The organism is Streptomyces sp. NPDC002698, assembly GCF_042888945.1.
GTDB lineage: Bacteria > Actinomycetota > Actinomycetes > Streptomycetales > Streptomycetaceae > Streptomyces.
In genome coordinates this window covers 30156-55320 of sequence record NZ_JBIAQM010000021.1, presented here as the reverse complement: position 1 = coordinate 55320, position 25165 = coordinate 30156, and the positions used below count along the sequence as shown (strand labels likewise).

Below are 25165 nucleotides of genomic sequence, written 5' to 3'. Positions count from 1 at the left end.
GTCCGGGGCGCCCCGGTTTCGGTGAGGCCGGGTGCCGCACGTCATGCCGGGAATGTGCCGGTCCGCGAAGCCGCGCTTGTGACCCGGGCCCGCGATCCCTGATGATGATCGCGGCGCCCGTCGGACAAAATCGGTTGATCGGGCCGTGAACAGGCGGTGAACGGCCGCTTCCGTTCATCCGATAGCCTCTGCCGACATGCCGCCGGGGCCGCCGCCATGCCGGGGGCGCCCCCCATCACGCACACGCCGGCGCCAGGGCGCGCCGGCACCCAGGGAGTGAGTTCGCTGCCGACCGCCATCCTCACCGGCCAGCCGGTCCCCGGATCGTCGCTCGAGGGCGATCTGCGGTCGCTCGGCTTCGACGTGCGTCCCGCGTCCGACGCGGGCGAGACCGAGACCCTGCTCGCCGCCGTGCCGGCGAACGAGCGGGTCGCCGTCGTCGACGCCCGCTTCGTCGGGCATGTGCACGCCCTGCGCCTCGGCCTGACCGACCCCCGCTTCGCGGCCTCCGCCATTCCCGGCGCCGTCTCCGTGCAGCCCGAGGCCCGGCGGGCCCTGACCCGCGCCGTGACCCGGGAGAGCGTGGCCGCCGGCAACGCCGCCGCGGCCCCCGAGAACCTCGTCGAGCGCCTCGGCGAGGCACTCGAGGCGGACGACCTCTCCGTGTACCGCCCGGAGCTCGGCACCCTCGTCGCCGCGGTCCCCGCCGACCCGCAGGAGCGCAACGGCGTCCGGCAGGCCGTCCTGGCCGTCGACGACGAGGCCGTACGGCTGCGCAGCGCCGTCAAGGCCCGCGACGGCTTCTTCACCACGTACTGCATCAGCCCGTACTCGCGCTACATCGCCCGCTGGTGCGCCCGCCGCGGTCTGACCCCGAACCAGGTCACCACCGCCTCGCTGATCACCGCGCTGATCGCCGCGGGCTGCGCCGCCACCGGCACCCGCGCCGGCTTCGTCGTGGCCGGTCTGCTGCTGATGTTCTCCTTCGTCCTGGACTGCACGGACGGACAGCTCGCCCGCTACTCCCTGCAGTACTCCACGCTCGGCGCCTGGCTGGACGCGACCTTCGACCGCGCCAAGGAGTACGCCTACTACGCGGGACTCGCGCTCGGCGCGGCCCGCGGCGGCGACGACGTGTGGGCGCTCGCCCTCGGCGCGATGATCCTCCAGACCTGCCGGCACGTCGTGGACTTCTCCTTCAACGAGGCGAACCACGACGCCACGGCCAACACCAGCCCCACCGCGGCCCTCTCGGACAAGCTCGACAGCGTCGGCTGGACGGTCTGGGTGCGCCGGATGATAGTCCTGCCCATCGGCGAACGATGGGCGATGATCGCCGTCCTCACGGCGCTGACGACCCCCCGCATCACCTTCTACGCGCTGCTCGCCGGCTGCGCCTTCGCGGCCACCTACACCACGGCGGGCCGGGTCCTGCGCTCGCTCACCCGCAAGGCGCGCCGCACGGACCGCGCCGCCCGGGCGCTGGCGGACCTCACCGACTCCGGCGCGCTCGCCGAGTACCTGACCCGCTTCGCGGGCCGCCTCCCGCGCGTCGCCCCGGCCGTGGTCGCCCTCGTCGCCGGGGCGGTCGTCGTGACATCCGCCGCACTCGCCCCGTACGGCAGCTGGCTCCCCGTCCTGGGCGCCGTCGTGTACGTCCTGCTGTCGCCCGCCGCCCTGCTCAGGCCCCTCAAGGGCGCCCTCGACTGGCTGGTCCCGCCGTTCTTCCGCGCGGCCGAGTACCTCACCGTTCTGGCACTGGCGGTCAACGCCGACGTGAACGGAGCGCTTCCGGCGGCTTTCGGCCTGGTGGCCGCGGTCGCCTACCATCACTACGACACGGTGTACCGCATTCGCGGAGACGCCGGAGCCCCCCCGCACTGGCTGGTGCGGGCGATCGGCGGGCACGAAGGCAGGACGCTGCTGGTCACCGTCCTGGCCGCGCTGCTCACCGCCGCACAGTTCGAGGTCGCGCTCACGGCACTCGCCGTGGCCGTGGCACTGCTGGTGCTCGTCGAGAGCATCCGCTTCTGGGTGTCCTCCGGGGCGCCCGCCGTACACGATGAAGGAGAACCCGCATGATCGGCCTCGTGCTGGCGGCCGGCGCCGGAAGGCGTCTGCGCCCCTACACCGACAGCCTCCCCAAGGCTCTCGTGCCGGTTGGCCCCGCGGGCATAGAGGACTCCATCACGGTCCTGGACCTGACCCTCGGCAACTTCGCCGAGATCGGCCTGACCGAGGTCGGCATCATCGTCGGCTACCGCAAGGAAGCCGTCTACGACCGCAAGGCCGCCCTCGAGGAGAAGTACGGCCTCAAGATCACCCTCATCGACAACGACAAGGCCGAGGAGTGGAACAACGCCTACTCCCTGTGGTGCGGACGTGACGCCCTCAAGGACGGCGTGATCCTCGCCAACGGCGACACCGTGCACCCGGTCTCCGTCGAGCGGACGCTGCTCGCCGCCCGCGGCGACGGCAAGAGGATCATCCTCGCCCTCGACACGGTGAAGAAGCTCGCCGACGAGGAGATGAAGGTCGTCGTGGACCCCGACAAGGGCGTCCAGAAGATCACCAAGCTCATGGAGCCGTCCGAGGCCACCGGCGAGTACATCGGTGTGACCCTCATCGAGGGCGCCGCCGCCGCGGAGCTGGCCGACGCCCTGAAGACGGTGTGGGAGACCGACCCGCAGCAGTTCTACGAGCACGGCTACCAGGAGCTCGTCAACCGCGGCTTCCGGATCGACGTCGCGCCGATCGGGGAGGTCAAGTGGGTCGAGATCGACAACCACGAGGACCTCGCCAAGGGACGTGAGATCGCGTGCCAGTACTGACGAGGCTCATCCCCTCGCCGGTCGTCGTCGACATCCGTCCCGGTGCCCTGGACGACCTGGCGAGCGTGCTCAGTGACGAGCGCATCTCGCACTCGGGCAAGCTGGCCATCGCGGTCAGCAACGGCTCGGGCGCCCGGCTGCGCGACCGGATCGCCCCGGCCCTGCCCGGTGCCACCTGGTACGAGGTCGGCGGCGGCACGCTCGACGACGCGATCAAGCTGGCCGGCGCCATAAGGGCCGGGCACTACGACGCCGTCGTGGGCCTGGGCGGCGGCAAGATCATCGACTGTGCCAAGTTCGCCGCCGCGCGGGTCGGGCTGCCGCTGGTCGCCGTGCCCACCAACCTCGCGCACGACGGCCTGTGCTCGCCGGTCGCCACCCTCGACAACGACGCGGGCCGCGGCTCCTACGGCGTGCCGAACCCGATCGCCGTGGTCATCGACCTCGACGTCATCCGTGACGCGCCGGTCCGGTTCGTCCGGGCGGGCATCGGGGACGCGGTCTCCAACATCAACGCGATCGCGGACTGGGAACTGTCCAACCGCGTCAAGGGCGAGAAGATCGACGGACTGGCCGCCGCCATGGCGCGCCAGGCGGGCGAGGCCGTGCTCAGGCACCCCGGGGGCGTCGGCGACAACGGCTTCCTCCAGGTCCTCGCCGAGGCGCTCGTCCTCACCGGTATCGCGATGTCGATCTCGGGCGACTCCCGGCCCGCCTCCGGCTCCTGCCACGAGATCAACCACGCCTTCGACCTCCTCTTCCCCAAGCGCGCCGCGAGCCACGGCGAGCAGTGCGGCCTGGGCGCGGCCTTCGCGATGTATCTGCGCGGCGCCCACGAGGAGTCGGCGTACATGGCCGGGGTGCTGCGCCGGCACGGACTGCCGGTGCTGCCCGAGGAGATCGGCTTCACGGTGGACGAGTTCGTCCAGGTCGTGGAGTTCGCTCCGCAGACCCGGCCCGGCCGCTACACGATCCTCGAACATCTCGACCTGAACACCCACCAGATCAAGGACATCTACTCCGACTATGCCAAGGCCATCGGTAGCTGAACTCCGCCCCGTCGTTCACCCCCCGGGGGTGAAGGACCGGCGCAGCGGTGAGCACTGGGCGGGACGCCTGTACATGCGAGAGATCTCGCTGCGCTGCGACCGCTACCTGGTGAACACCAGGATCACGCCCAACCAGCTCACGTACCTGATGACCCTCTGCGGCGTGCTCGCGGCCCCCGCCCTGCTGGTGCCGGGAATCACGGGCGCGGTGCTGGGCGTGGTGATGGTCCAGCTCTATCTGCTGCTCGACTGCGTCGACGGCGAGATCGCGCGCTGGAAGAAGCAGTACTCGCTCGGCGGGGTCTATCTCGACCGCGTCGGCGCCTATCTCACCGACGCGGCCGTCCTCGTCGGCCTCGGCCTGCGCGCCGCGGACCTGTGGGGCACCGGGCGTATCGACTGGCTGTGGGCCTTCCTCGGCACACTGGCCGCCCTCGGCGCGATCCTGATCAAGGCGGAGACCGACCTCGTCGGCGTCGCCCGCCACCAGGGCGGGCTGCCGCCGGTCCAGGAGTCCGCCGCCGAGCCCCGCTCCTCGGGCGTGGCGCTGGCCCGCAGGGCCGCCGCGGCGCTCAAGTTCCACCGGCTGGTCCTCGGCATCGAGGCGTCCCTGCTGATCCTGCTCCTCGCCGTCGCGGACCAGATCAGGGGCGACCTGTTCTTCACCCGGCTGGGCACCGCCGTGCTCGCCGGCATCGCGCTCCTGCAGACCGTGCTGCACCTGGTGTCCATCCTCGCTTCGAGCAGGCTCAAGTGAGTACGGCGACGAAGGTCGGCGCGGTGATCATCACCATGGGCAACCGCCCCGACGAGCTCAGGGCCCTGCTCGACTCCGTCGCCAAGCAGGACGGCGACCGCGTCGAGGTGGTCGTGGTCGGCAACGGCTCACCCGTGCCGGACGTCCCCGCGGGGGTCCGGACCGTCGAGCTGCCCGAGAACCTCGGCATCCCCGGCGGCCGCAACGTCGGCATCGAGGCCTTCGGCCCCGGCGGCACCGACGTGGACGTCCTGCTCTTCCTGGACGACGACGGCCTGCTGGCCCACCACGACACGGCCGAACTGTGCCGCCGGGCCTTCGCCGACGACCCGGAGCTCGGCATCATCAGCTTCCGGATCGCCGACCCCGAGTCCGGTGAGACCCAGCGCCGCCACGTGCCGCGGCTGCGCGCCGCCGACCCGATGCGCTCCTCGCGCGTCACCACGTTCCTCGGCGGCGCCAACGCGGTCCGTACGAAGGTCCTCGCCGAGGTCGGCGGACTCCCGGACGCGTTCTTCTACGCCCATGAGGAGACCGACCTGGCCTGGCGGGCCCTCGACGCCGGCTGGATGATCGACTACCGCTCCGACATGGTGCTGTACCACCCGACGACCGCTCCCTCGCGGCACGCGGTGTACCACCGCATGGTGGCCCGCAACCGCGTCTGGCTCGCCCGCCGGAACCTTCCCGCGCCACTCGTCCCGGTCTACCTCGGCGTCTGGATGCTCCTGACGCTGCTGCGCCGCCCCTCGCGGGCCGCTCTGCGGGCCTGGTTCGGTGGATTCAGGGAAGGCTGGAGGAGTCCCTGCGGACCGAGGCGCCCCATGAGGTGGCGCACGGTGTGGAGGCTGACCCGACTGGGCCGGCCTCCGGTCATCTGACAAGCTCGACCCTGAGAGCACCCGGGCCCTACCCGGTTCCCGGCTCATGCCCACGTCCCAACCGGCTGTGCGCATCTTGAAGACGAAAGTTCCCCTTGTGAGTGAGACCACGCATGACGGCGGAGTCGCGGTGAGCGACCGGCCGTCGCCCGATGACGGGCTTTCCGCGGCCGAAATGGCCGCCAAGTACGGCCTCGCGGTCAGCGGCGCCCGGCCCGGGCTGGGCCAGTACGTTCGTCAGCTGTGGGGCCGGCGGCACTTCATCCTCGCCTTCTCGCAGGCGAAGCTCACCGCCCAGTACAGCCAGGCCAAGCTGGGCCAGCTCTGGCAGGTGGTGACGCCGCTGCTCAACGCGTTCGTCTACTTCCTGATCTTCGGGCTGATCCTGAAGGCCAACCGCGGTATTCCACACGACGTGTACATCCCGTTCCTGGTGACCGGCGTCTTCGTGTTCACCTTCACGCAGAACTCGGTCATGGCGGGTGTGCGGGCGATCTCGGGCAACCTGGGACTGGTGCGCGCGCTGCACTTCCCGCGTGCCTCGCTGCCGATCTCGTTCGCCCTCCAGCAGCTCCAGCAGCTGCTCTTCTCGATGATCGTGCTGTTCATCGTGGCGATCGGCTTCGGCAGCTACCCGGGCCTGTCCTGGCTGCTGATCGTCCCGGTGCTGTTCCTCCAATTCCTGTTCAACACCGGCCTCGCCCTGATCGTGGCGCGGATGGGGGCGAAGACGCCCGACCTCGCCCAGCTCATGCCGTTCATCCTGCGCACCTGGATGTACGCCTCCGGTGTCATGTTCTCCATCAGCACCATGCTGGCCGACAGCCCCGAATGGATCGCCCGCGCGCTCCAGGCGAACCCGGCCGCCGTCTACATGGACCTGATGCGCTTCGCGCTCATCGACGGCTACGGCTCCTCCAACCTGCCGCCGCACGTGTGGGCCATCGCCGTCTTCTGGGCCGTGGTCACCGCCGTCGGCGGGTTCGTCTACTTCTGGAAGGCTGAAGAGAGGTACGGCCGTGGCTGAGCTCGAGAAGAGGTCGAACATCCCGACCGTCATCGCGGACGAACTGCACATCGTCTACCGCGTGAACGGCGCCAAGACCGGCAAGGGCAGCGCCACGTCCGCCCTCAGCCGCATCGTCAAGCGCGGCGAGGAGCGCGGTGTCCGCAAGGTGCACGCCGTCAGGGGTGTCTCCTTCACCGCGTACCGGGGCGAGGCCATCGGCCTGATCGGCTCGAACGGCTCCGGCAAGTCCACGCTCCTGCGGGCCATCGCCGGTCTGCTCCCCGCGGAGAAGGGCAAGGTCTTCACCGACGGCCAGCCCTCGCTGCTCGGCGTGAACGCGGCCCTGATGAACGACCTCACCGGCGAGCGGAACGTCATCCTGGGCGGTCTCGCCATGGGCATGTCCCGTGATCAGGTCAGGGAGCGTTACCAGGAGATCGTCGACTTCTCGGGCATCAACGAGAAGGGCGACTTCATCACCCTGCCGATGCGGACGTACTCGTCCGGCATGGCGGCCCGGCTGCGCTTCTCGATCGCGGCGGCCAAGGACCACGACGTGCTGATGATCGACGAGGCCCTCGCGACCGGGGACCGCTCCTTCCAGAAGCGGTCCGAGGCGCGCATCCGTGAGCTGCGCAAGAGCGCGGGCACGGTGTTCCTGGTCAGTCACAACAACAAGTCGATCCGCGACACCTGCGACCGCGTGCTGTGGCTGGAGCGCGGCGAGCTGCGCATGGACGGTCCGACCGCGGACGTCCTCAAGGAGTACGAGAAGTTCACGGGCAAGTAGCCCGGTTCGCGCACGACAGGACCTGGGCCCCGCCGGAACTCTCCGGCGGGGCCCTGCGTCTGCAAAGGAAACGTCAACTCCCGTCGGCGCGAGGAATCTTGACGCCAATCGGTGTGTTGTTGTGATGTGCAGGACACCCCGGCGGAGTGTGCCGCGTTGTACAACGTAAGCTGTACCGGTGCTGAAACGCGTCAAGTAGGGCGATAATACGCGACACCTGGCACCGTCACGCCGAGCGGATCTTCGGGCGGCGTGTCCGAAATGGGCAGTGTTGGGTCGGCAGTGTAGAACGGGAGATGTGACGGCAATGGCTACGGTGACTCTCCAGCTCCGCGATGCGTGTGCCGTCCTCGCGCCGGGCGGCGAGCGGTGACCCAAGCCGGGACGGCCCGCACCGGCGATCCGGAGCGCGGCACCCTCGACAAAGCCGCGGGCGAGAACTTCCCCGTGGCCCCGTTCTTCCTGCCCAGGGCCTGGCGCGACGACCTGACGGCCGTCTACGGCTTCGCCCGCCTCGTGGACGACATCGGCGACGGCGATCTCGCCCCCGGCGGCGCCGACGCCCGCCTCCTCGGCGTGCCGGCCGCGGACGCCGACGACCGTCTGGTCCTGCTCGACGCACTCGAAGCCGATCTTCACCGCGTGTTCGACTCGACCCCGAGTCACCCCCTGCTGCGCCGGCTGCGCCCCACGGTCCACCGCGCGGGTCTGACCCCCGAGCCCTTCCTCGGCCTGATCGCGGCCAACCGCCAGGACCAGATCGTCAAGCGGTACGAGACCTACGACGATCTGCTCGCCTACTGCGAACTGTCCGCGAACCCCGTCGGCCGTCTGGTCCTCTCCGTCACCGGAACGTCCACGCCCGAGCGGATCCGCCGCTCCGACGCGGTGTGCACGGCGCTCCAGATCGTCGAGCACCTCCAGGACGTGGCCGAGGACCTCGGCCGCGACCGCGTCTACCTGCCCGCCGAGGACATGAAGCGCTTTCACGTCGTCGAAGCGGATCTCGCCGTCCCCACAGCAGGCGCATCGGTGCGAGCACTGGTTGCATACGAAGCAGAACGCGCCTCGAACCTCCTGAATGAAGGCACCCCCCTCGTGGGTAGCGTCCACGGCAGGCTGAAACTGCTGCTCGCGGGGTTCGTCGCGGGGGGGAAGGCGGCGATCGGCGCGATCGCCGCCGCCGAATACGACGTACTTCCCGGCCCGCCCAAGCCCGGCAAGCTCCAGCTGCTGCGCGAGGTGGGAGTGACTCTGCGAGGAGAGGGGTGATCCGGACCGTGGAGTCGGAACAGCACGTGTCCGCACCGGTACTCGCCGCGTACAGCTACTGCGAGGCGGTGACCGGTCAGCAGGCCCGTAATTTCGCGTACGGCATCAGGCTTCTGCCGACGTCCAAGCGCCGCGCGATGTCGGCGCTCTACGCGTTCTCCCGGCGCGTCGACGACATCGGCGACGGCACGCTGGCGCCGGACGTGAAGGCGGCGCGCCTGGAGGAGACCCGGGCGCTGCTCGCCCGCGTCCGGGCGGGCGACGTCGCCGAGGACGACACGGACCCGGTCGCGGTCGCCCTCAGCCACACCGCCGGATACTTCCCGGTGCCCCTCGGGGGCCTGGACGAGCTCATCGACGGCGTGCTGATGGACGTGCGCGGTGAGACGTACGAGACCTGGGACGACTTGAAGGTCTACTGCCGGTGCGTGGCCGGAGCGATCGGGCGGCTCTCGCTCGGGGTCTTCGGCACCGAACCGGGGGCGCGTGGCGCGGAGCGCGCGCCGGAGTACGCCGACACGCTCGGGCTCGCGCTCCAGCTCACGAACATCCTGCGGGACGTCCGCGAGGACGCCGAGGGCGGGCGCACGTACCTGCCCGCCGACGACCTGGCCAAGTTCGGCTGCTCGGCCGGGTTCGCCGGGCCGACTCCACCGCCGGGCTCGGACTTCGCGGGTCTCGTGCACTTCGAGGTGCGGCGGGCGCGTGCCCTCTTCGCGGAGGGCTACCGGCTGCTGCCCATGCTGGATCGGCGCAGCGGCGCCTGTGTCGCGGCCATGGCGGGCATCTACCGGCGTCTTCTCGACCGCATCGAGCGCGAGCCGGAGGCCGTGCTGCGCGGCCGGGTGTCCCTGCCGGGACGCGAGAAGGCGTACGTCGCCGTGCGCGGCCTCTCCGGCCTCGACGCCCGGCACGTCTCCCGCCGTACGGTCCGGAGGCGTGTCTGATGGACACCACGGGCCGCGGTGACGCGGCCGGCGAAAAGTGGCAGGCAACCCTCCGGAGCCGGATGGCGTCCCTGACTGCAACGGCCTGCCGTGGAGCGTTCGACGACCCCGGGGCGGTCGCGGGGGAGGGTGCGTCATGAGCGAGGTCGAGTCCACGGACGACTCCGGCCGGACCGCCGCCGTGGTGATCGGCGGAGGGCTCGCCGGGATCACCGCCGCGCTCGCGCTGGCCGACGCCGGGCTCCGGGTGACACTGCTCGAAGGCCGGCCGCGCCTCGGCGGTCTCGCGTTCTCCTTCGAGCGCGGCGAGCTCACCGTGGACAACGGACAGCATGTCTTCCTGCGCTGCTGCACCGCCTACCGCTGGTTCCTCGACCGCGTCGACGGGACCGCGCTCGCGCCTCTGCAGGATCGTCTCGACGTGCCCGTTCTCGACGCGGAGGCACCGCCGGGACGACGGCTCGGCAGAATCGGCCGCGGCGCGCTGCCCGTACCGCTGCACCTCGCGCGCAGCCTCGTGACCTATCAGCACCTCTCGCTCGCCGAGCGTGCCAAGGTCGGCCGTGCCGCGCTCGCGCTCAAGGGACTGGATCTCAAGGATCCGGCGCTCGACGCGCAGAACTTCGGCGACTGGCTCGCCGGGCACGGTCAGTCGCGACGTGCCGTCGAAGCACTGTGGGACCTCGTGGGGGTCGCCACCCTCAACGCGGTGGCCCAGGACTGCTCGCTCGGGCTCGCCGCGATGGTGTTCAAGACGGGTCTGCTGTCCGACCCGGGCGCGGCCGACATCGGCTGGGCGCGCGTCCCGCTGGGCGAACTGCATGACACCCTGGCCCGCAAGGCGCTCGACTCCGCGGGCGTACGTACCGAGATCCGTACACGCGTCACCTCCGTCTCCCCTTACGAGAACGGCCGTTGGAGCGTTCAGGTTCCCGGCGAGCGCATCGAGGCCGACACCGTCGTCCTCGCCGTACCCCAGCGCGAGGCCCACGACCTCCTGCCCGAGGGAGCGCTCGACGCCCCCGAGCGGCTTCTGGACATCGGCACCGCGCCGATCCTCAACGTCCACGTCGTCTACGACCGCAAGGTCCTCACCGCGCCGTTCTTCGCGGCCCTGGGCTCCCCGGTGCAGTGGGTCTTCGACCGCACCGAGGCCTCCGGACTCCGGGAGGGGCAGTACCTGGCGCTGTCGCAGTCGGCCGCCCAGGACGAGATCGACGAGCCCGTCGCCGTGCTCCGGGAGCGGTATCTGCCCGAGCTGGAGCGGTTGCTGCCCGGTGCGCGCGGCGCCGGGGTGAAGGACTTCTTCGTGACCCGGGAGCGCACCGCGACGTTCGCTCCCGCCCCGGGCGTCGGGCGGCTGCGGCCCGGTGCCCGTACCAAGGCCCCCGGCCTGTACCTGGCCGGAGCGTGGACCGCCACAGGGTGGCCCGCGACCATGGAGAGTGCGGTTCGCAGTGGAGTCGGTGCGGCGGAGGCCGCGCTGGGCGCCCTGGGCCGGCCCCGCGACCACCTCCTCGGACTCTTCGAGGAGGCGGCATGACGCTCGACCGGAGCATGGCAGGCCCCCGCACCCCCGGTTCCGCAACAAGAGGAGAGATTGTGCCCACTGTGCCCCCGGCCGAAACGGCTGCCGACGCGGTGGACGTGACCGCGCTCCTGGAGCGCGGCCGGACCCTGGCCACACCGGTGCTCAAGGCGGCTGTCGACCGGCTGGCGCCGCCCATGGACACCGTCGCCGCCTACCACTTCGGCTGGATCGACGCCGAGGGCAACCCCGCGGACGGCGACGGCGGCAAGGCGGTGCGCCCCGCGCTCGCCGTGCTCTCCGCGCAGGCCGCCGGCGCGGCCCCCGAGGTGGGTGTCCCCGGAGCGGTCGCCGTCGAGCTGGTGCACAACTTCTCGCTGCTGCACGACGACCTGATGGACGGCGACGAGCAGCGCCGCCACCGCGACACGGTCTGGAAGGTGCACGGCCCCGCCCAGGCGATCCTGGTCGGCGACGCCCTGTTCGCGCTGGCCAACGAGGTCCTGCTGGAGCTCGGCACCGTCGAGGCCGGCCGGGCCACCCGGCGTCTGACCACCGCCACCCGGGCCCTGATCGACGGCCAGGCCCAGGACATCTCCTACGAGCACCGCGACCGCGTCAGCGTCGAGGAGTGCCTGGAGATGGAGGGCAACAAGACCGGCGCCCTGCTCGCCTGCGCCTGTTCCATCGGCGCGGTCCTCGGCGGCGCCGACGACCTCACCGCCGACACGCTGGAGCGCTACGGCTACCACCTCGGCCTGGCCTTCCAGGCCGTCGACGACCTCCTCGGCATCTGGGGCGACCCGGAGGCCACCGGGAAGCAGACCTGGAGCGATCTGCGCCAGCGCAAGAAGTCCCTGCCGGTCGTGGCCGCGCTCGCCGCGGGCGGACCCGCCTCCGAGCGGCTCGGCGAGCTGCTCGCCGAGGACGCCAAGGCGAGCGACTTCGAGAACTTCTCCGAGGAGGAGTTCGCCGTGCGCGCCGCGCTCATCGAGGAGGCGGGCGGCCGCGAGTGGACCGCCGACGAGGCGCGCCGCCAGCACGCGATCGCCATCGAGGCGCTGGACGCCGTACCGATGCCCGAGCAGGTCCGCGCCCAGCTCGTGGCGCTGGCCGACTTCGTCGTCGTGCGGAAGAGATGATCGTTATCGGTCGAATAAACCTCGCGTAGTCGCCGGCCGGTGCCTTCCCCAAGCTTCGAACCTCGTTCGAGCGGGGGGATATCCATCCGAACGAACGCACCGGCCGACGGCGGACCCACAGCAGAGACACACCACTGCACGAAGGGGAAGCCATGACAGCGACGACCGACGGAAGCACCGGGGCCCTGCCGCCCCGCGCTGCCTCGGCCAGCGAAACCCGGTATCGGACCACTCCCGAGGCGGCCGGGACAGTCGAGACCCGAGACGCCGCCACGCGCGCCGTGGAGCGCGCCACCGACTTCCTGCTCGCGCGGCAGGACGCCCAGGGTTGGTGGAAGGGCGACCTCGAGACGAACGTCACCATGGACGCCGAGGACCTGCTGCTCCGTCAGTTCCTGGGAATCCGCGACGAGGCGACCACCCGCGGTGCGGCGCTGTTCATCCGCGGCGAGCAGCGCGAGGACGGCACGTGGGCCTCGTTCTACGGCGGTCCGGGCGAGATCTCCACCACCATCGAGGCGTACGTCGCCCTGCGGCTGGCCGGGGACGCCCCGGACGACCCGCACATGGCGAGGGCGTCCGCGTGGATCCGCGAGCGCGGCGGCATCGCCGCGGCCCGTGTCTTCACCCGGATCTGGCTCGCCCTCTTCGGCTGGTGGAAGTGGGACGACCTCCCCGAACTCCCGCCGGAGCTCATCTACTTCCCGAAGTGGATGCCGCTGAACATCTACGACTTCGGGTGCTGGGCGCGGCAGACCATCGTGCCGCTCACCATCGTCTCGGCGACGCGTCCGGTGCGGCCCGCGCCGTTCCCGCTGGACGAACTGCACACCGACGCGGGCACCCCCAACCCGGTCAGACCGCTCGCCCCCGTGACCAGTTGGGACGGCGCCTTCCAGCGTCTGGACAAGGCGCTGCACCAGTACCGCAGGGTCGCGCCGCGCGCCCTGCGCAGAGCGGCGATGAACACGGCGGGCCGCTGGATCATCGAGCGTCAGGAGAACGACGGCTGCTGGGGAGGCATCCAGCCGCCCGCCGTCTACTCGGTCATCGCGCTGCATCTGCTCGGCTACGACCTCGAACACCCGGTGATGCGTGAGGGGCTGGCCTCGCTAAACCGTTTCGCCGTGTGGCGCGACGACGGCGCGCGGATGATCGAGGCGTGTCAGTCGCCGGTGTGGGACACCTGCCTGGCCACCATCGCGCTGGCCGACGCGGGCGTGCCCGCCGACCACCCGCAGCTCGTCAAGGCCGTGGACTGGATGCTCGGGGAGGAGATCGTCCGGCCCGGCGACTGGTCGGTCAAGCGGCCCCAACTGCCGCCGGGCGGGTGGGCGTTCGAGTTCCACAACGACAACTACCCCGACATCGACGACACCGCGGAGGTCGTCCTCGCACTGCGCCGCGTCCGGCATCACGACCCGGACCGCGTCGAGAACGCCATCGGACGCGGGGTCCGCTGGAATCTCGGCATGCAGTCCAAGGACGGCGGCTGGGGCGCGTTCGACGTCGACAACACCAGTGCCTTCCCCAACCGGCTGCCGTTCTGCGACTTCGGGGAGGTGATCGACCCGCCCTCCGCGGACGTGACGGCGCACGTGGTGGAGATGCTGGCGGTCGAGGGGCTCGCCCATGACCCGCGCACCCGCCGGGGCATCGAGTGGCTGCTCTCCCATCAGGAGCCGAACGGCTCCTGGTTCGGGCGCTGGGGCGTCAACTACGTCTACGGGACGGGGTCCGTGGTCCCGGCGCTCGCGGCGGCGGGACTGCCCGGCTCGCACCCGGCGATCCGCCGGGCGGTGGCCTGGCTGGAGTCCGTGCAGAACGAGGACGGAGGCTGGGGCGAGGACCTGCGCTCCTACGACGACGTCGCCGGATGGAGCGGACGCGGCGCCTCGACCGCCTCACAGACCGGCTGGGCCCTGCTCGCCCTGCTCGCCGCGGGGGAGCACGACTCCAAGGCCGCCGAGCGCGGGGTGGTCTGGCTCGCGGAGACGCAGCTGCCCGACGGCACCTGGGACGAGCCGTACTTCACGGGGACCGGCTTCCCGTGGGACTTCTCGATCAACTACCACCTCTACCGCCACGTCTTCCCGCTCACCGCGCTCGGCCGCTACGTCCACGGAGAGCCCTTCTCCGCAGCCGAGGGGGGCTGATATGGACAGGACGCCCGCCCCGGCCCCGCTTCTGATCGCCTGCGCGCTCGGCATCGAGCACCTCGCCCTGCGCAGTGGCGACCGGAGCGGCGCCGGCGGGCCGGTCACCGTGCTGCGTACCGGCATGGGACCCAGGGCCGCCGACCGGTCGGTCACCCGGGCGCTGGCCGACCCGGAGCTGGCCACGGCGGCCGTGCTCGCCACCGGCTTCTGCGCGGGGCTCGCCCCGGGCATGCACCCCGGTGACCTGGTCGTCGCCGAGGAGACCCGCGACCCGGGCGGCACCACGCCGTGCGTGGGCACCGATCTGCTGGTCAAGGAACTCGCCCGCGCCCTGCCGGGCCGCACCGTCCACACGGGGCCGCTCACCGGCTCCGATCACGTGGTCCGCGGTCACGAGCGCTCCGGTCTGCTCGCGACCGGAGCCATCGCCGTCGACATGGAGTCGGCGGCCACGCTGCTCGGCGCGGTCCGCTCGGGAACCCGTCCCGTTGCGGCCGTCCGGGTGGTCGTGGATGCTCCAGAACATGAGCTCGTCCGAATCGGCACGTTTCGCGGTGGAATATCAGCCTTCCGCGTTCTTCGTTCCGTGTTTCCCGCTTTTTTCGAATGGCACCGTTCTTTGTCGCTCCCTCGGAGGTGAGCCGTATGGCCATGCCGCTTCGGCAGTCCATGAAGGTCGCTGCGTACCTGTTTGAACAGAAGCTAAGGAAGCGGGACAAGTTCGCCCTGCTCGTCGAGCTGGAACCGCTCTTCGCCTGCAACCTCGCGTGCGAGGGCTGCGGCAAGATCCAGCACCCCGCCGGTGTGCTCAAGCAGCGCATGCCGGTCGCCCAGGCGGTGGGCGCGGTCCTCGAATCCGGTGCGCCGATGGTGTCCATCGCCGGCGGTGAGCCGCTGATGCACCCTCAGATCGACGAGATCGTGCGGCAGTTGGTGGCGAAGAAGAAGTTCGTCTTCCTCTGCACCAACGCGATGCTGCTGCGCAAGAAGATGGACAAGTTCACGCCCTCGCCGTACTTCGCCTGGGCCGTCCACATCGACGGGCTGCGCGAGCGGCACGACGAGTCCGTCGCGAAGGAAGGCGTCTTCGACGAGGCCGTCGAGGCCATCAAGGAGGCCAAGCGCCGCGGCTTCCGCGTCACCACGAACTCGACCTTCTTCAACACCGACACCCCGCAGACCGTCATCGAGGTGCTGAACTACCTCAACGACGACCTGAAGGTCGACGAGATGATGCTCTCGCCCGCCTACGCCTACGAGAAGGCCCCCGACCAGGAGCACTTCCTCGGCGTCCAGCAGACCCGGGAACTGTTCAAGAAGGCCTTCGCGGGCGGCAACCGGCGCCGCTGGAGGCTCAACCAGAGCCCGCTCTTCCTGGACTTCCTGGAGGGCAAGGTCGATTTCCCGTGCACCGCGTGGGCGATCCCGAGCTACTCGCTCTTCGGCTGGCAGAAGCCCTGCTACCTGATGAGCGACGGGTACGTGCAGACGTACAAGCAGCTCCTGGAGGAGACCGACTGGGACTCCTACGGCCGCGGCAAGGACGAGCGGTGCGCCAACTGCATGGCGCACTGCGGCTACGAGCCGACCGCGGTCCTCGCCACCATGGGCTCCCTCAAGGAGTCCATCCGGGCCGCCCGTGAGACCTTCACGGAAAGCCGGGGGTGAGGCCATGACCGCCGTTTCCCTGGGCCTCCCAGAGGTACCGCTCCGGCCGATCGCGGAGCGCCGTGTGACGCGGCGGATCCAGGTCGGACCGGTGGCGGTCGGCGGCGGGGCGCCCGTGTCCGTCCAGTCGATGACCACGACCCGTACGTCGGACATCGGCGCCACACTCCAGCAGATCGCCGAACTGACCGCGTCCGGCTGCCAGATCGTCCGTGTCGCCTGCCCCACGCAGGACGACGCGGACGCGCTCGCGACCATCGCCGAGAAGTCGCAGATCCCGGTGATCGCGGACATCCACTTCCAGCCGAAGTACGTGTTCGCGGCCATCGACGCCGGCTGCGCGGCGGTGCGGGTGAACCCCGGCAACATCAAGCAGTTCGACGACAAGGTGAAGGAGATCGCCCGGGCCGCGAGGGACGCGGGGATCCCCATCCGCATCGGGGTGAACGCGGGCTCGCTCGACAGGCGGCTGCTCCAGAAGCACGGGAAGGCGACGCCCGAGGCGCTCGTCGAGTCCGCGCTCTGGGAGGCCTCCCTCTTCGAGGAGCACGGCTTCCGGGACATCAAGATCTCGGTCAAGCACAACGACCCGGTCGTCATGGTCAACGCCTACCGGCAGCTGGCCGCCGCCTGCGACTACCCGCTGCACCTCGGCGTGACCGAGGCGGGTCCGGCGTTCCAGGGGACCATCAAGTCGGCCGTGGCGTTCGGCGCCCTGCTCTCCGAGGGCATCGGCGACACCATCCGGGTCTCGCTGAGCGCGCCGCCCGCCGAGGAGTGCAAGGTCGGCATCCAGATCCTGGAGTCGCTCGGACTGCGGCAGCGACGGCTGGAGATCGTCTCCTGCCCGTCCTGCGGGCGGGCCCAGGTCGACGTGTACAAGCTGGCCGACGAGGTCACGGCCGGCCTGGAGGGCATGGAGGTCCCGTTGCGCGTCGCCGTCATGGGCTGCGTCGTCAACGGTCCCGGCGAGGCACGGGAGGCGGACCTGGGGGTCGCCTCCGGCAACGGCAAGGGGCAGATCTTCGTCAAGGGCGAGGTCATCAAGACCGTCCCCGAGTCGAAGATCGTGGAGACGCTCATCGACGAGGCGATGAAGATCGCCGAGCAGATGGAGAACGACGGCGTCGCGTCCGGGGAACCGGCCGTCACCGTGAGCTGATCAGCACGGACCGAGAGGGGGCCCGACGTGACGATTCTGGAGAACATCCGGGGACCACGCGACCTGAAGGCGCTGTCCGAGGCGGAAATCGGTGAACTGGCCGACGAGGTGAGGGAGTTCCTGGTGCACGCGGTCGCCAGGACCGGTGGTCACCTCGGACCCAACCTGGGAGTGGTGGAGCTGTCCATCGCCCTCCACCGGGTCTTCGAGTCGCCCTTCGACCGCATCCTGTGGGACACCGGCCATCAGAGCTACGTACACAAACTGCTGACTGGACGTCAGGACTTCTCCAAGCTGCGCGGCAAGGGCGGCCTCTCCGGCTATCCCTCCCGCGAGGAGTCCGAGCACGACGTCATCGAGAACAGCCACGCCTCCACGGCGCTAGGCTGGGCGGACGGGCTCGCCAAGGCCCGGCAGGTGCAGGGCGAGAAGGGCCACGTCGTCGCGGTCATCGGCGACGGCGCGCTGACCGGCGGCATGGCCTGGGAGGCGCTCAACAACATCGCCGCGGCCAAGGACCGGCCCCTGATCATCGTCGTCAACGACAACGAACGCTCGTACGCCCCCACCATCGGCGGCCTCGCCAACCACCTCGCGACCCTGCGGACCACCGACAGCTACGAGCAGGTGCTCGCCTGGGGCAAGGACGTCCTGCTGCGCACCCCCCTCGTCGGCAACACGATCTACGAGTCGCTGCACGGCGCGAAGAAGGGCTTCAAGGACGCGTTCGCGCCGCAGGGCATGTTCGAGGACCTCGGGCTCAAGTACGTCGGTCCCATCGACGGTCACGACGTGGGAGCCGTGGAGTCCGCGCTGCGCCGGGCGAAACGCTTCCACGGTCCCGTGCTCGTCCACTGCCTGACGGAGAAGGGACGCGGCTACGAACCCGCGCTCGCGCACGAGGAGGACCACTTCCACACGGTCGGCGTGATGGACCCGCTCACCTGCGAGCCCCTCGCCCCGTCCAACGGCCCTTCCTGGACCTCCGTGTTCGGCGACGAGATCGTCAGGATCGGCGAGGAGCGGGCGGACGTCGTGGCCATCACGGCGGCCATGCTGCATCCGGTCGGGCTCGGGAAGTTCGCCGAGCGGTTCCCCGACCGGGTGTGGGACGTCGGCATCGCCGAGCAGCACGCCACGGTGTCCGCGGCCGGACTCGCGACCGGCGGTCTGCATCCCGTCGTCGCCGTGTACGCGACCTTCCTCAACCGGGCCTTCGACCAGCTCCTCATGGACGTCGCGCTGCACCGCTGCGGTGTGACCTTCGTCCTCGACCGGGCCGGGGTCACCGGCGTCGACGGCGCCTCGCACAACGGCATGTGGGACATGTCGATCCTCCAGGTCGTGCCCGGCCTCAGGATCGCCGCTCCGCGCGACGCCGACCAGTTGAAGGCCCAGCTCCGGGAGGCGGTCGCCGTGGACGACGCGCCGACCCTGATCCGCTTCCCGAAGGAGTCCGTCGGTCCGGTGATCCCCGCGGTGGACCATGTGGGCGGGCTCGACGTCCTGCACCGGGGCGAGCGTCCCGAGGTCCTGCTCGTCGCGGTCGGCGTCATGGCCCAGGTCTGCCTCCAGACCGCCGACCTGCTCCAGGCCCGCGGCATCGGCTGCACCGTCGTCGACCCGCGCTGGGTCAAGCCGGTCGACCCGGCGCTGCCCCACCTCGCCGCCGAACACCGGCTCGTCGCCGTCGTCGAGGACAACAGCAGGGCCTCGGGCGTCGGCGCCGCCGTCTCGCTGGCCCTCGGGGACGCCGAAGTCGACGTGCCCGTAAGACGGTTCGGCATCCCCGAGCAGTTCCTCGCGCACGCCAAGCGGTCCGAGGTGCTCGCCGACATCGGGCTCACGCCCGTGGAGATCGCCGGACGGATCAGCGCCGCCCTGGCCGTCAGGGACGAGCGGGCCAAGGCCGCGTACGAACCGATCGAGGCCGCCGACCGGCCGGCCGAGAAAGAGTCGTCCAAGGAGAAACAGGAATGACCGACCCTGCCCAGAAGGGGGAGTTCGACCTCGGCGCGCTCCTCGCCGAGCGCGGAGCCGAGCGCTACGAACTGCACACGAAGTACCTGAACCACCAGCTCCCGCGCATGCTGCACACCATCGGCTTCGACAAGGTCTACGAGCGGGCCGAGGGGGCCCACTTCTGGGACGCGGACGGCAACGACCACCTGGACATGCTCGCCGGCTTCGGGGTGATGGGCCTCGGCCGCCATCACCCCGTCGTCCGGCGGGCGCTCCACGACGTCCTGGACGCCTCGCTCGCCGACCTCACCCGCTTCGACTGCCAGCCGCTGCCGGGCCTGCTCGCGGAGCGGCTGCTCACCCACAGCCCGCACCTGGACCGGGTGTTCTTCGGCAACAGCGGTACGGAGGCGGTCGAGACCGCGCTGAAGTTCGCCCGGTACGCCACCGGCCGACCGCGGATCCTGTACTGCGCGCACGCCTTCCACGGGCTGACCACCGGTTCCCTGTCCGTGAACGGCGAGGACGGCTTCCGCGAGGGCTTCGCGCCGCTGCTGCCCGACACGGCCGTCCCGCTCGGTGATCTGGACGCCCTGGCAAGGGAGTTGAAGAAGGGCGACGTCGCCGCGCTCATCGTGGAGCCGATCCAGGGGAAGGGCGTCCACGAGTCCCCGCCCGGATATCTGCGCGCCGCCCAGGAGCTGCTGCACCGGCACAAGGCACTGCTCATCGCGGACGAGGTGCAGACCGGCCTCGGCCGGACCGGGGACTTCTACGCCTACCAGCACGAGGAGGGCGTCGAACCGGACCTGGTGTGCGTCGCCAAGGCGCTCTCCGGCGGCTATGTGCCGGTGGGCGCGACCCTCGGAAAGGACTGGATCTTCAAGAAGGTCTACTCCTCGATGGACCGGGTCCTCGTGCACTCGGCGAGTTTCGGCTCCAACGCGCAGGCCATGGCGGCGGGGCTCGCTGTGCTCTCCGTGATGGAGAACGAGCAGACCGTCGCCCACGCGCGGATCACCGGGGAACTGCTGAAGTCCCGGCTGGCGGCCCTGGTCGACCGCTACGAGCTGCTCAGCGAGGTGCGCGGGCGGGGTCTGATGATCGGCATCGAGTTCGGCCGGCCCGCGTCGCTCAAGCTGCGCGGCCGCTGGAGCATGCTGCAGGCCGCGCGCAAGGGTCTGTTCGCGCAGATGGTCGTCGTGCCTCTGCTCCAGCGGCACCACATCCTCACCCAGGTCTCCGGCGACCACCTGGAGGTGATCAAGCTGATCCCGCCCCTGGTCATCGACGAGCGGGATGTCGACCGGTTCGTGGAGGCCTTCACCGCGGTGATGGAGGACGCGCACAACGGCGGCGGGCTGATGTGGGACTTCGGGAAGACGCTGGTGAAGCAGGCGGTGGCGAACCGCTGAGACCCGGCCGCACCGGCGGTCGCCGCGAAGGCGGTGCGGGTGCGGCGGACCTTTTGCCTCTGGGGCAAGAAAATTGCCCCAGAGGTAATTGTTTGGCTCAATGGTCCCATGAGCCCTGCCGACACAGGGGCGGTCGACGAGCCGTCCGCCGAGCTGCACGCCGTGGCGCCCCGGCTCCGGGCCCTGCGCCGCAGCGCCTCCCTCACGCTGGAGGCGGCCGCCCGCGCGGCCGGGCTCTCGCCCGCCCATCTCTCCCGGCTGGAGACCGGACAGCGCCAGCCCTCGCTGCCGATGCTGCTCACGCTGGCCCGTGTCTACGGTACGACGGTCTCGGAACTGCTCGGCGAGGCGGTCCCCGACCGTGACGCGATCGTACGGGCCGCCGCCATGGAACCGGCCCCGGCCGGGGGCTGGACCTACTGGCAGGCGGGCTCCGCGGGCCGCGGCATGCAGGCGCTGCGTGTGCACGTCCCGTACGGTTCGCAGGGCGACATCGTGCGCGTCCACCCGGGCGAGGAGTGGCTGTACGTCCTCCGGGGGCGGCTCAGTCTGCGCCTCGGGGACACCGCGCACGTCCTCGCGCCGGGAGACAGCGCCCACTTCGACTCGCTGACCCCGCACCGCATCGCCGCCGCCGAACGCGACGGAGCCGAGCTCCTCTTCGTACACACCCTGCTGCAGAGCCCCGTCGCCGCGCTGTGCCTCGGCCCGGCGACGGGCCACCCCACCTCGGGAGAGACGTCATGACCGAACCCACAGAACGCCGCCGCTCCATGGAGGACAGGTTCCCGCGCGCCCTGTGGGTGCGGCTGATCATCTACGTCGCCGTCGGCCACCTGTTCGCGGCCTTCATCTACCTGCTCTTCACGCTGGGCGCGCAGAACCAGTAGGGGGTCCGGTCCCGGCGGGCGGCTCAGTCCAGGAGCCGCCCGCGCAGGCGTTCCCGCAGCTCCGGCGTCAGTCCCAGGCCCTGCTCCAGATAGACCTCGACGCTGCCCCAGGTCTCCTCGATCGTCTCGAAGGCGGCCGTCAGGTACGCGGCGCGCGCGTCGAACAGCGGGCTGAGCAGTTCCATCACCTCGGGGGAGTAGGCACCGGCCGAGGAGCCGTTGCGGTGCACCTTGTAACGGCGGTGCGCGGCGTTCGACTCCAGGTAGTCGGCCACGATCGCCTCGCGCTCGACGCCGAGGGCGAGCAGGGTGACCGCGATGGACAGCCCGGCACGGTCCTTGCCCGCCGCGCAGTGCATCAGCGCGGGCACACTGTCGTCGGCCAGGGCGTGCAGCACCTGGGAGTGCTCGGCCGTGCGCTCCCTGACGATCGTGCGGTAGGAGTTGATCATCCGGTTCTCGGCCTTGCCGTCGCCGAGGATCGCGCGCAGCTGGTCGAGATCGCCGTCGCGGACCATCTTCCAGAACTCGCTGCCGTCCGCGGGGTCGCTCAGCGGGAGGTTCACGTTCCGCACGCCCGGCAGTTCGACGTCCGGGCCCTCCAGCTTCTGGTCCGCGGCATTACGGAAGTCGAAGATCGTGTGGAGACCCAGGGAGGCGAGGAACGCGGCGTCCTCCTCCGTGGCGTGGGCGAGGTGGCCGCTGCGGAACAGGTGCCCATGACGCACTCGCCGGCCGTCCGCGGTGGGCAGTCCGCCCACGTCGCGGAAGTTGCGCACTCCGCCGAGCTCGGGCTCGGTCGACGGGACCTGCTGCGTCACGGGGGCTCCTCCCATTCGGCCGCCGGCGTCGCCGTGCTGGACTCGGCGCCGCTCGTCGGCAGTTGTACCGGCTCGCGCTCCCGACGATACGACATGGGTTCCTCGGGCAATGAGTTGTCCACAGCCGATGCCTTCCGGACGGAACGCCCTGGGAGCGACGCATTGTGACATCTGATGTCGAATGCGTGTTTGAATCCCGCGATGGACCGGTCGCGCGCTTCTGGCCGCCTCGATCCCATGGGGCAATCGAGGCGAAACAGGGCATGAGGGGGTGTCGTTTTGCGCGTCATTCCGTACAGGGATCCGGATGTACCGGATATCCGCTCATGCAGCATCTGTCTGTTCTGTCCGAATAGGTGCCTTCGTTACAACTAGCCCTGGAATAGGGCGCCCTGGGGCGAGTCGCGTGAGGAGCGTCATATTCGTGACGATGCGTTGCCGTCCTCATTACTCAACCTGCCTGGATTTACAGGTGGGTTGAGAGGTCGGGAAGATCGTCGCTCCACGGAGGGTGACGGCGGTTTCCGCATGGATCAAGAAAGGCGAGCGCACAGAAACCGCACATAGTTGTCGACGCGCTCTCATGTCGCTTACGTTCTGCCTCAATCCGGACGGACGCCCAATCCTGCCGCCGCCCGGAATCCGCACACTCACCCGTACACGGCAGGAGCGGGGGACCCACAGGTTCCGCGCCTGGTCCGGTTCTTTTCCGGAACAGGCTAGGGGTACAGCCGCGCAGCAGCGTGGCCGGGCATCTCCAGCCCGCACCCGACAGCTCACCCCGCAGGCGCCGGAGAGGAATTCGTCATGCCCGCGAAGGGTAAGCACCGCCGTCCCAAGTCCTTGCGTTTCACCCGCTCGATCGCCGTGGCCGGAACCGGTGGCGCCGCACTCGCGCTGCCCCTGATGGGAGCCACCGGCGCCCACGCCGCGACCCCGGCCACCGCCGTCGCGCACCATGTCGAGAAGGCCGCGACCGCCGTTCCCGCGAAGAAGGCCGCCAAGGCCGCCGGGACGAAGACGTACGCGGTGAGGTCCGGCGACTACCTCTCGAAGATCGCCGACGAGCAGAACGTCAGCGGCGGCTGGAAGAAGATCTACGCCGACAACCGCTCCGCCATCGGCGGCGACCCGTCGCTGATCCACCCCGGTCTGGAGCTGTCGCTCGGCAAGAAGGCCGCCACGCACTCGGCCACGCACTCGGCCGCCCGGACGACCACCTCGGCGAAGGCCGGTCAGGCGACCCAGGCCGCCGACACGGCCCCCTCCGACACCGCTTCCGCCACTCCTTCCACCGCCCCTTCCGCCGCCCCTTCCACCGGCACCTCGTCCGGCTACACCCTGCCGGTCGCGAGCAGCTCCGTCGGCACGGGTTACAAGGTGGCGGGCGGCATGTGGTCCAGCGGTTACCACACGGGCGTGGACTTCGTGATCCCGACCGGCACCACGCTCAAGTCCATCGCCGCGGGCACCGTCGTCTCCGCGGGCTGGGGCGGCGCCTACGGCAACCAGGTCGTCATCCAGCACGCCGACGGCAAGTACTCCCAGTACGCCCACATGTCGTCGCTGTCCGTCTCGGCGGGGCAGACCGTCACCGAGGGGCAGCAGATAGGTCTCTCCGGTGCCACGGGCAACGTGACCGGACCGCACCTGCACTTCGAGATCCGCACCACGCCGGACTACGGCTCCGACGTCGACCCGATCGCGTACCTGCGCTCGCACGGTGTCGCCGTGGGCTGACCCCCCCAGCCTCCTGCTCCTGACGGCAGGAAGATCTCCGAAGGCCGGACCCCTCGATCCCCCGGGTCCGGCCTTCGGTGTGCCCGCGGCAACGGCCCCTGGGCGATCGCTGCTTCAACATCCTTGACGCGAGCCTTATTCCATAGTTGACCAATGCTTGGCGAGTGGCTTATCTCACCGGCCGTCAACCCTTCCCTACGGTCGCGTAGCTCACATCAAAAGGTGAATCATGCTCCATGTGGCAGACGATTCGAAGAGTGACAACAGATCAGTGATCGGGTCGTACGTGGCGGTGGGGGACAGCTTCACCGAGGGCGTCGGCGACCCTGGGCCCGACGGAGCGTTCGTCGGCTGGGCGGACCGGTTCGCGGTACTTCTCGCGGACCGCAGGCCCGAAGGCGATTTCGGCTACACCAACCTCGCCGTGCGCGGCAAACTGCTCGACCAGATCGTCGAGTCCCAGCTCCAGAGGGCCAAGGAACTCGGCCCGGACCTGGTCTCGTTCTGCGCAGGCGGCAACGACATCATCCGCCCCGGCACCGACCCCGACGAGGTCGCGGAACGCTTCGAGCGCGCGATCGTCGACCTCACCTCCGCCGTCGGCACCGTCATGGTGACCACCGGCTTCGACACGCGTGGCGTCCCCGTGCTCAAGCACCTGCGCGGCAAGATCGCCACCTACAACGGGCATGTGCGTGCCATCGCGGACCGCTACGGCTGTCCCGTCCTCGACCTCTGGTCCCTGAAGACGATCCAGGACCGCCGGGCCTGGGACGGCGACCGGCTGCACCTCTCTCCCGAGGGGCACACCCGGGTGGCGCTCCGTGCCGGACAGGTACTCGGCCTGGAGGTCCCGGCCGACCCGGACCAGCCCTGGCCGCCCCTCCCGCCGCGCGGCACGCTGGAGGTGCGCCGCGACAACATCCAGTGGGCGCGCGAGTACCTCGTCCCGTGGATCGGACGGCGGCTGCGCGGGGAGTCCTCGGGCGATCACGTCGCGGCCAAGGGCGCCCTCTCCCCGGACGACATCAAGATGCGCATCGAGTCGGTCGCCTGAGACCTGCGCCGGCCCGGTCGGCAGGGCCGGCCGGGCCGGTCGGGACCGGTACCCGGGCGCCCGACCGGCCCGGTCCCGGTGGCCG

23 protein-coding genes and 1 riboswitch are annotated in these 25165 nt (G+C 70.5%); of the genes, 22 read left to right on the top strand and 1 reads right to left on the bottom strand.

Going from position 1 to position 25165, the window contains the following annotated elements:
- Positions 1-285: 285 nt before the first annotated feature.
- The 20 genes from ACFYW9_RS26480 to ACFYW9_RS26385 all read left to right on the top strand — a co-directional run bounded on the left by ACFYW9_RS26480 (position 286) and on the right by ACFYW9_RS26385 (position 21462).
- Complete coding sequence (locus ACFYW9_RS26480) at positions 286-2082, top strand: DUF5941 domain-containing protein (protein WP_389155259.1); 1797 nt, start codon at positions 286-288, stop codon at positions 2080-2082.
- Positions 2079-2831 (top strand): phosphocholine cytidylyltransferase family protein, encoded by a 753-nt coding sequence (locus tag ACFYW9_RS26475; RefSeq protein ID WP_351870614.1) that lies wholly within the window; start codon positions 2079-2081, stop codon positions 2829-2831. The genes ACFYW9_RS26480 and ACFYW9_RS26475 overlap by 4 nt, the downstream gene beginning before the upstream one ends.
- Positions 2819-3880: an iron-containing alcohol dehydrogenase family protein gene (locus ACFYW9_RS26470; RefSeq protein WP_351870610.1), complete on the top strand. Its 1062-nt coding sequence runs from the start codon at positions 2819-2821 to the stop codon at positions 3878-3880. The genes ACFYW9_RS26475 and ACFYW9_RS26470 overlap by 13 nt, the downstream gene beginning before the upstream one ends.
- Complete coding sequence (locus ACFYW9_RS26465) at positions 3858-4637, top strand: CDP-alcohol phosphatidyltransferase family protein (protein ID WP_351870607.1); 780 nt, start codon at positions 3858-3860, stop codon at positions 4635-4637. The genes ACFYW9_RS26470 and ACFYW9_RS26465 overlap by 23 nt, the downstream gene beginning before the upstream one ends.
- A 35-nt stretch (positions 4638-4672) precedes the next feature.
- On the top strand, positions 4673-5518 hold the full coding sequence (locus ACFYW9_RS26460) for a glycosyltransferase family 2 protein (protein WP_387301319.1): 846 nt from the start codon (positions 4673-4675) through the stop codon (positions 5516-5518).
- A 97-nt stretch (positions 5519-5615) separates the two neighbouring features.
- The gene (locus ACFYW9_RS26455) at positions 5616-6545 is read left to right on the top strand and encodes an ABC transporter permease (RefSeq protein ID WP_389155055.1); all 930 of its coding nucleotides are present in this window, start codon (positions 5616-5618) and stop codon (positions 6543-6545) included.
- On the top strand, positions 6538-7317 hold the full coding sequence (locus ACFYW9_RS26450) for an ABC transporter ATP-binding protein (protein WP_389155051.1): 780 nt from the start codon (positions 6538-6540) through the stop codon (positions 7315-7317). Before ACFYW9_RS26455 ends, ACFYW9_RS26450 begins: the two co-directional genes overlap by 8 nt.
- A gap of 369 nt (positions 7318-7686) precedes the next feature.
- Complete coding sequence (hpnC, locus tag ACFYW9_RS26445; RefSeq protein WP_389155048.1) at positions 7687-8589, top strand: squalene synthase HpnC; 903 nt, start codon at positions 7687-7689, stop codon at positions 8587-8589.
- Positions 8586-9536, top strand: a complete 951-nt coding sequence (gene hpnD, locus ACFYW9_RS26440) for a presqualene diphosphate synthase HpnD (protein WP_351870596.1) — start codon at positions 8586-8588, stop codon at positions 9534-9536. The genes hpnC and hpnD overlap by 4 nt, the downstream gene beginning before the upstream one ends.
- Positions 9536-9676: a DUF6380 family protein gene (locus ACFYW9_RS26435; RefSeq protein ID WP_351870593.1), complete on the top strand. Its 141-nt coding sequence runs from the start codon at positions 9536-9538 to the stop codon at positions 9674-9676. Before hpnD ends, ACFYW9_RS26435 begins: the two co-directional genes overlap by 1 nt.
- Positions 9673-11079, top strand: a complete 1407-nt coding sequence (hpnE, locus tag ACFYW9_RS26430; RefSeq protein WP_389155042.1) for a hydroxysqualene dehydroxylase HpnE — start codon at positions 9673-9675, stop codon at positions 11077-11079. The genes ACFYW9_RS26435 and hpnE overlap by 4 nt, the downstream gene beginning before the upstream one ends.
- Positions 11076-12206, top strand: a complete 1131-nt coding sequence (locus ACFYW9_RS26425; RefSeq protein WP_351870587.1) for a polyprenyl synthetase family protein — start codon at positions 11076-11078, stop codon at positions 12204-12206. The genes hpnE and ACFYW9_RS26425 overlap by 4 nt, the downstream gene beginning before the upstream one ends.
- A gap of 152 nt (positions 12207-12358) precedes the next feature.
- Complete coding sequence (gene shc, locus ACFYW9_RS26420) at positions 12359-14362, top strand: squalene--hopene cyclase (protein WP_389155038.1); 2004 nt, start codon at positions 12359-12361, stop codon at positions 14360-14362.
- A 1-nt stretch (position 14363) separates the two neighbouring features.
- The gene (locus tag ACFYW9_RS26415) at positions 14364-15005 is read left to right on the top strand and encodes a 1-hydroxy-2-methyl-2-butenyl 4-diphosphate reductase (protein ID WP_389155035.1); all 642 of its coding nucleotides are present in this window, start codon (positions 14364-14366) and stop codon (positions 15003-15005) included.
- A 5-nt stretch (positions 15006-15010) separates the two neighbouring features.
- Positions 15011-16033, top strand: a complete 1023-nt coding sequence (gene hpnH, locus ACFYW9_RS26410; RefSeq protein ID WP_389155032.1) for an adenosyl-hopene transferase HpnH — start codon at positions 15011-15013, stop codon at positions 16031-16033.
- A 4-nt stretch (positions 16034-16037) separates the two neighbouring features.
- Positions 16038-17195 (top strand): flavodoxin-dependent (E)-4-hydroxy-3-methylbut-2-enyl-diphosphate synthase, encoded by a 1158-nt coding sequence (gene ispG / locus ACFYW9_RS26405; protein ID WP_389155029.1) that lies wholly within the window; start codon positions 16038-16040, stop codon positions 17193-17195.
- Between the two features lie 27 nt (positions 17196-17222).
- Positions 17223-19175 (top strand): 1-deoxy-D-xylulose-5-phosphate synthase, encoded by a 1953-nt coding sequence (gene dxs, locus ACFYW9_RS26400; protein WP_389155026.1) that lies wholly within the window; start codon positions 17223-17225, stop codon positions 19173-19175.
- Positions 19172-20572 (top strand): aspartate aminotransferase family protein, encoded by a 1401-nt coding sequence (locus ACFYW9_RS26395; protein WP_351870570.1) that lies wholly within the window; start codon positions 19172-19174, stop codon positions 20570-20572. The genes dxs and ACFYW9_RS26395 overlap by 4 nt, the downstream gene beginning before the upstream one ends.
- 108 nt (positions 20573-20680) lie before the next feature.
- Positions 20681-21319: an XRE family transcriptional regulator gene (locus ACFYW9_RS26390; protein WP_351870567.1), complete on the top strand. Its 639-nt coding sequence runs from the start codon at positions 20681-20683 to the stop codon at positions 21317-21319.
- 26 nt (positions 21320-21345) lie between these two features.
- On the top strand, positions 21346-21462 hold the full coding sequence (locus ACFYW9_RS26385; protein ID WP_037618597.1) for a DUF6126 family protein: 117 nt from the start codon (positions 21346-21348) through the stop codon (positions 21460-21462).
- 23 nt (positions 21463-21485) lie between these two features.
- Here the strand turns inward: ACFYW9_RS26385 and ACFYW9_RS26380 are convergent, their stop codons facing one another.
- Entirely contained in the window at positions 21486-22283 is a 798-nt protein-coding gene (locus tag ACFYW9_RS26380; RefSeq protein ID WP_389155021.1) for a tyrosine-protein phosphatase, read from the bottom strand.
- A gap of 641 nt (positions 22284-22924) precedes the next feature.
- A riboswitch (cyclic di-AMP (ydaO/yuaA leader) is annotated at positions 22925-23086 on the top strand.
- A 4-nt stretch (positions 23087-23090) separates the two neighbouring features.
- Between ACFYW9_RS26380 and ACFYW9_RS26375 the strand changes: the two genes are divergently transcribed.
- A complete protein-coding gene (locus tag ACFYW9_RS26375; RefSeq protein WP_389155018.1) occupies positions 23091-24023 on the top strand; it encodes a peptidoglycan DD-metalloendopeptidase family protein in 933 nt (310 codons plus the stop codon).
- A 271-nt stretch (positions 24024-24294) separates the two neighbouring features.
- Entirely contained in the window at positions 24295-25080 is a 786-nt protein-coding gene (locus ACFYW9_RS26370; protein ID WP_351870674.1) for an SGNH/GDSL hydrolase family protein, read from the top strand.
- Positions 25081-25165 lie beyond the last annotated feature (85 nt).

Excerpts from the sequence above, each read along its gene's own strand:
- ACFYW9_RS26475 (WP_351870614.1), top strand. The coding sequence starts at position 2,079 with ATGATCGGCCTCGTGCTGGCGGCCGGCGCCGGAAGGCGTCTGCGCCCC.
- ACFYW9_RS26465 (WP_351870607.1), top strand. The coding sequence starts at position 3,858 with ATGCCAAGGCCATCGGTAGCTGAACTCCGCCCCGTCGTTCACCCCCCG.
- ACFYW9_RS26460 (WP_387301319.1), top strand. The coding sequence starts at position 4,673 with ATGGGCAACCGCCCCGACGAGCTCAGGGCCCTGCTCGACTCCGTCGCC.
- ACFYW9_RS26435 (WP_351870593.1), top strand. The coding sequence starts at position 9,536 with ATGGACACCACGGGCCGCGGTGACGCGGCCGGCGAAAAGTGGCAGGCA.
- hpnE (WP_389155042.1), top strand. The coding sequence starts at position 9,673 with ATGAGCGAGGTCGAGTCCACGGACGACTCCGGCCGGACCGCCGCCGTG.
- ACFYW9_RS26425 (WP_351870587.1), top strand. The coding sequence starts at position 11,076 with ATGACGCTCGACCGGAGCATGGCAGGCCCCCGCACCCCCGGTTCCGCA.
- shc (WP_389155038.1), top strand. The coding sequence starts at position 12,359 with ATGACAGCGACGACCGACGGAAGCACCGGGGCCCTGCCGCCCCGCGCT.
- ACFYW9_RS26415 (WP_389155035.1), top strand. The coding sequence starts at position 14,364 with ATGGACAGGACGCCCGCCCCGGCCCCGCTTCTGATCGCCTGCGCGCTC.
- hpnH (WP_389155032.1), top strand. The coding sequence starts at position 15,011 with ATGGCCATGCCGCTTCGGCAGTCCATGAAGGTCGCTGCGTACCTGTTT.
- ispG (WP_389155029.1), top strand. The coding sequence starts at position 16,038 with ATGACCGCCGTTTCCCTGGGCCTCCCAGAGGTACCGCTCCGGCCGATC.
- ACFYW9_RS26395 (WP_351870570.1), top strand. The coding sequence starts at position 19,172 with ATGACCGACCCTGCCCAGAAGGGGGAGTTCGACCTCGGCGCGCTCCTC.
- ACFYW9_RS26390 (WP_351870567.1), top strand. The coding sequence starts at position 20,681 with ATGAGCCCTGCCGACACAGGGGCGGTCGACGAGCCGTCCGCCGAGCTG.
- ACFYW9_RS26385 (WP_037618597.1), top strand. The coding sequence starts at position 21,346 with ATGGAGGACAGGTTCCCGCGCGCCCTGTGGGTGCGGCTGATCATCTAC.
- ACFYW9_RS26375 (WP_389155018.1), top strand. The coding sequence starts at position 23,091 with ATGCCCGCGAAGGGTAAGCACCGCCGTCCCAAGTCCTTGCGTTTCACC.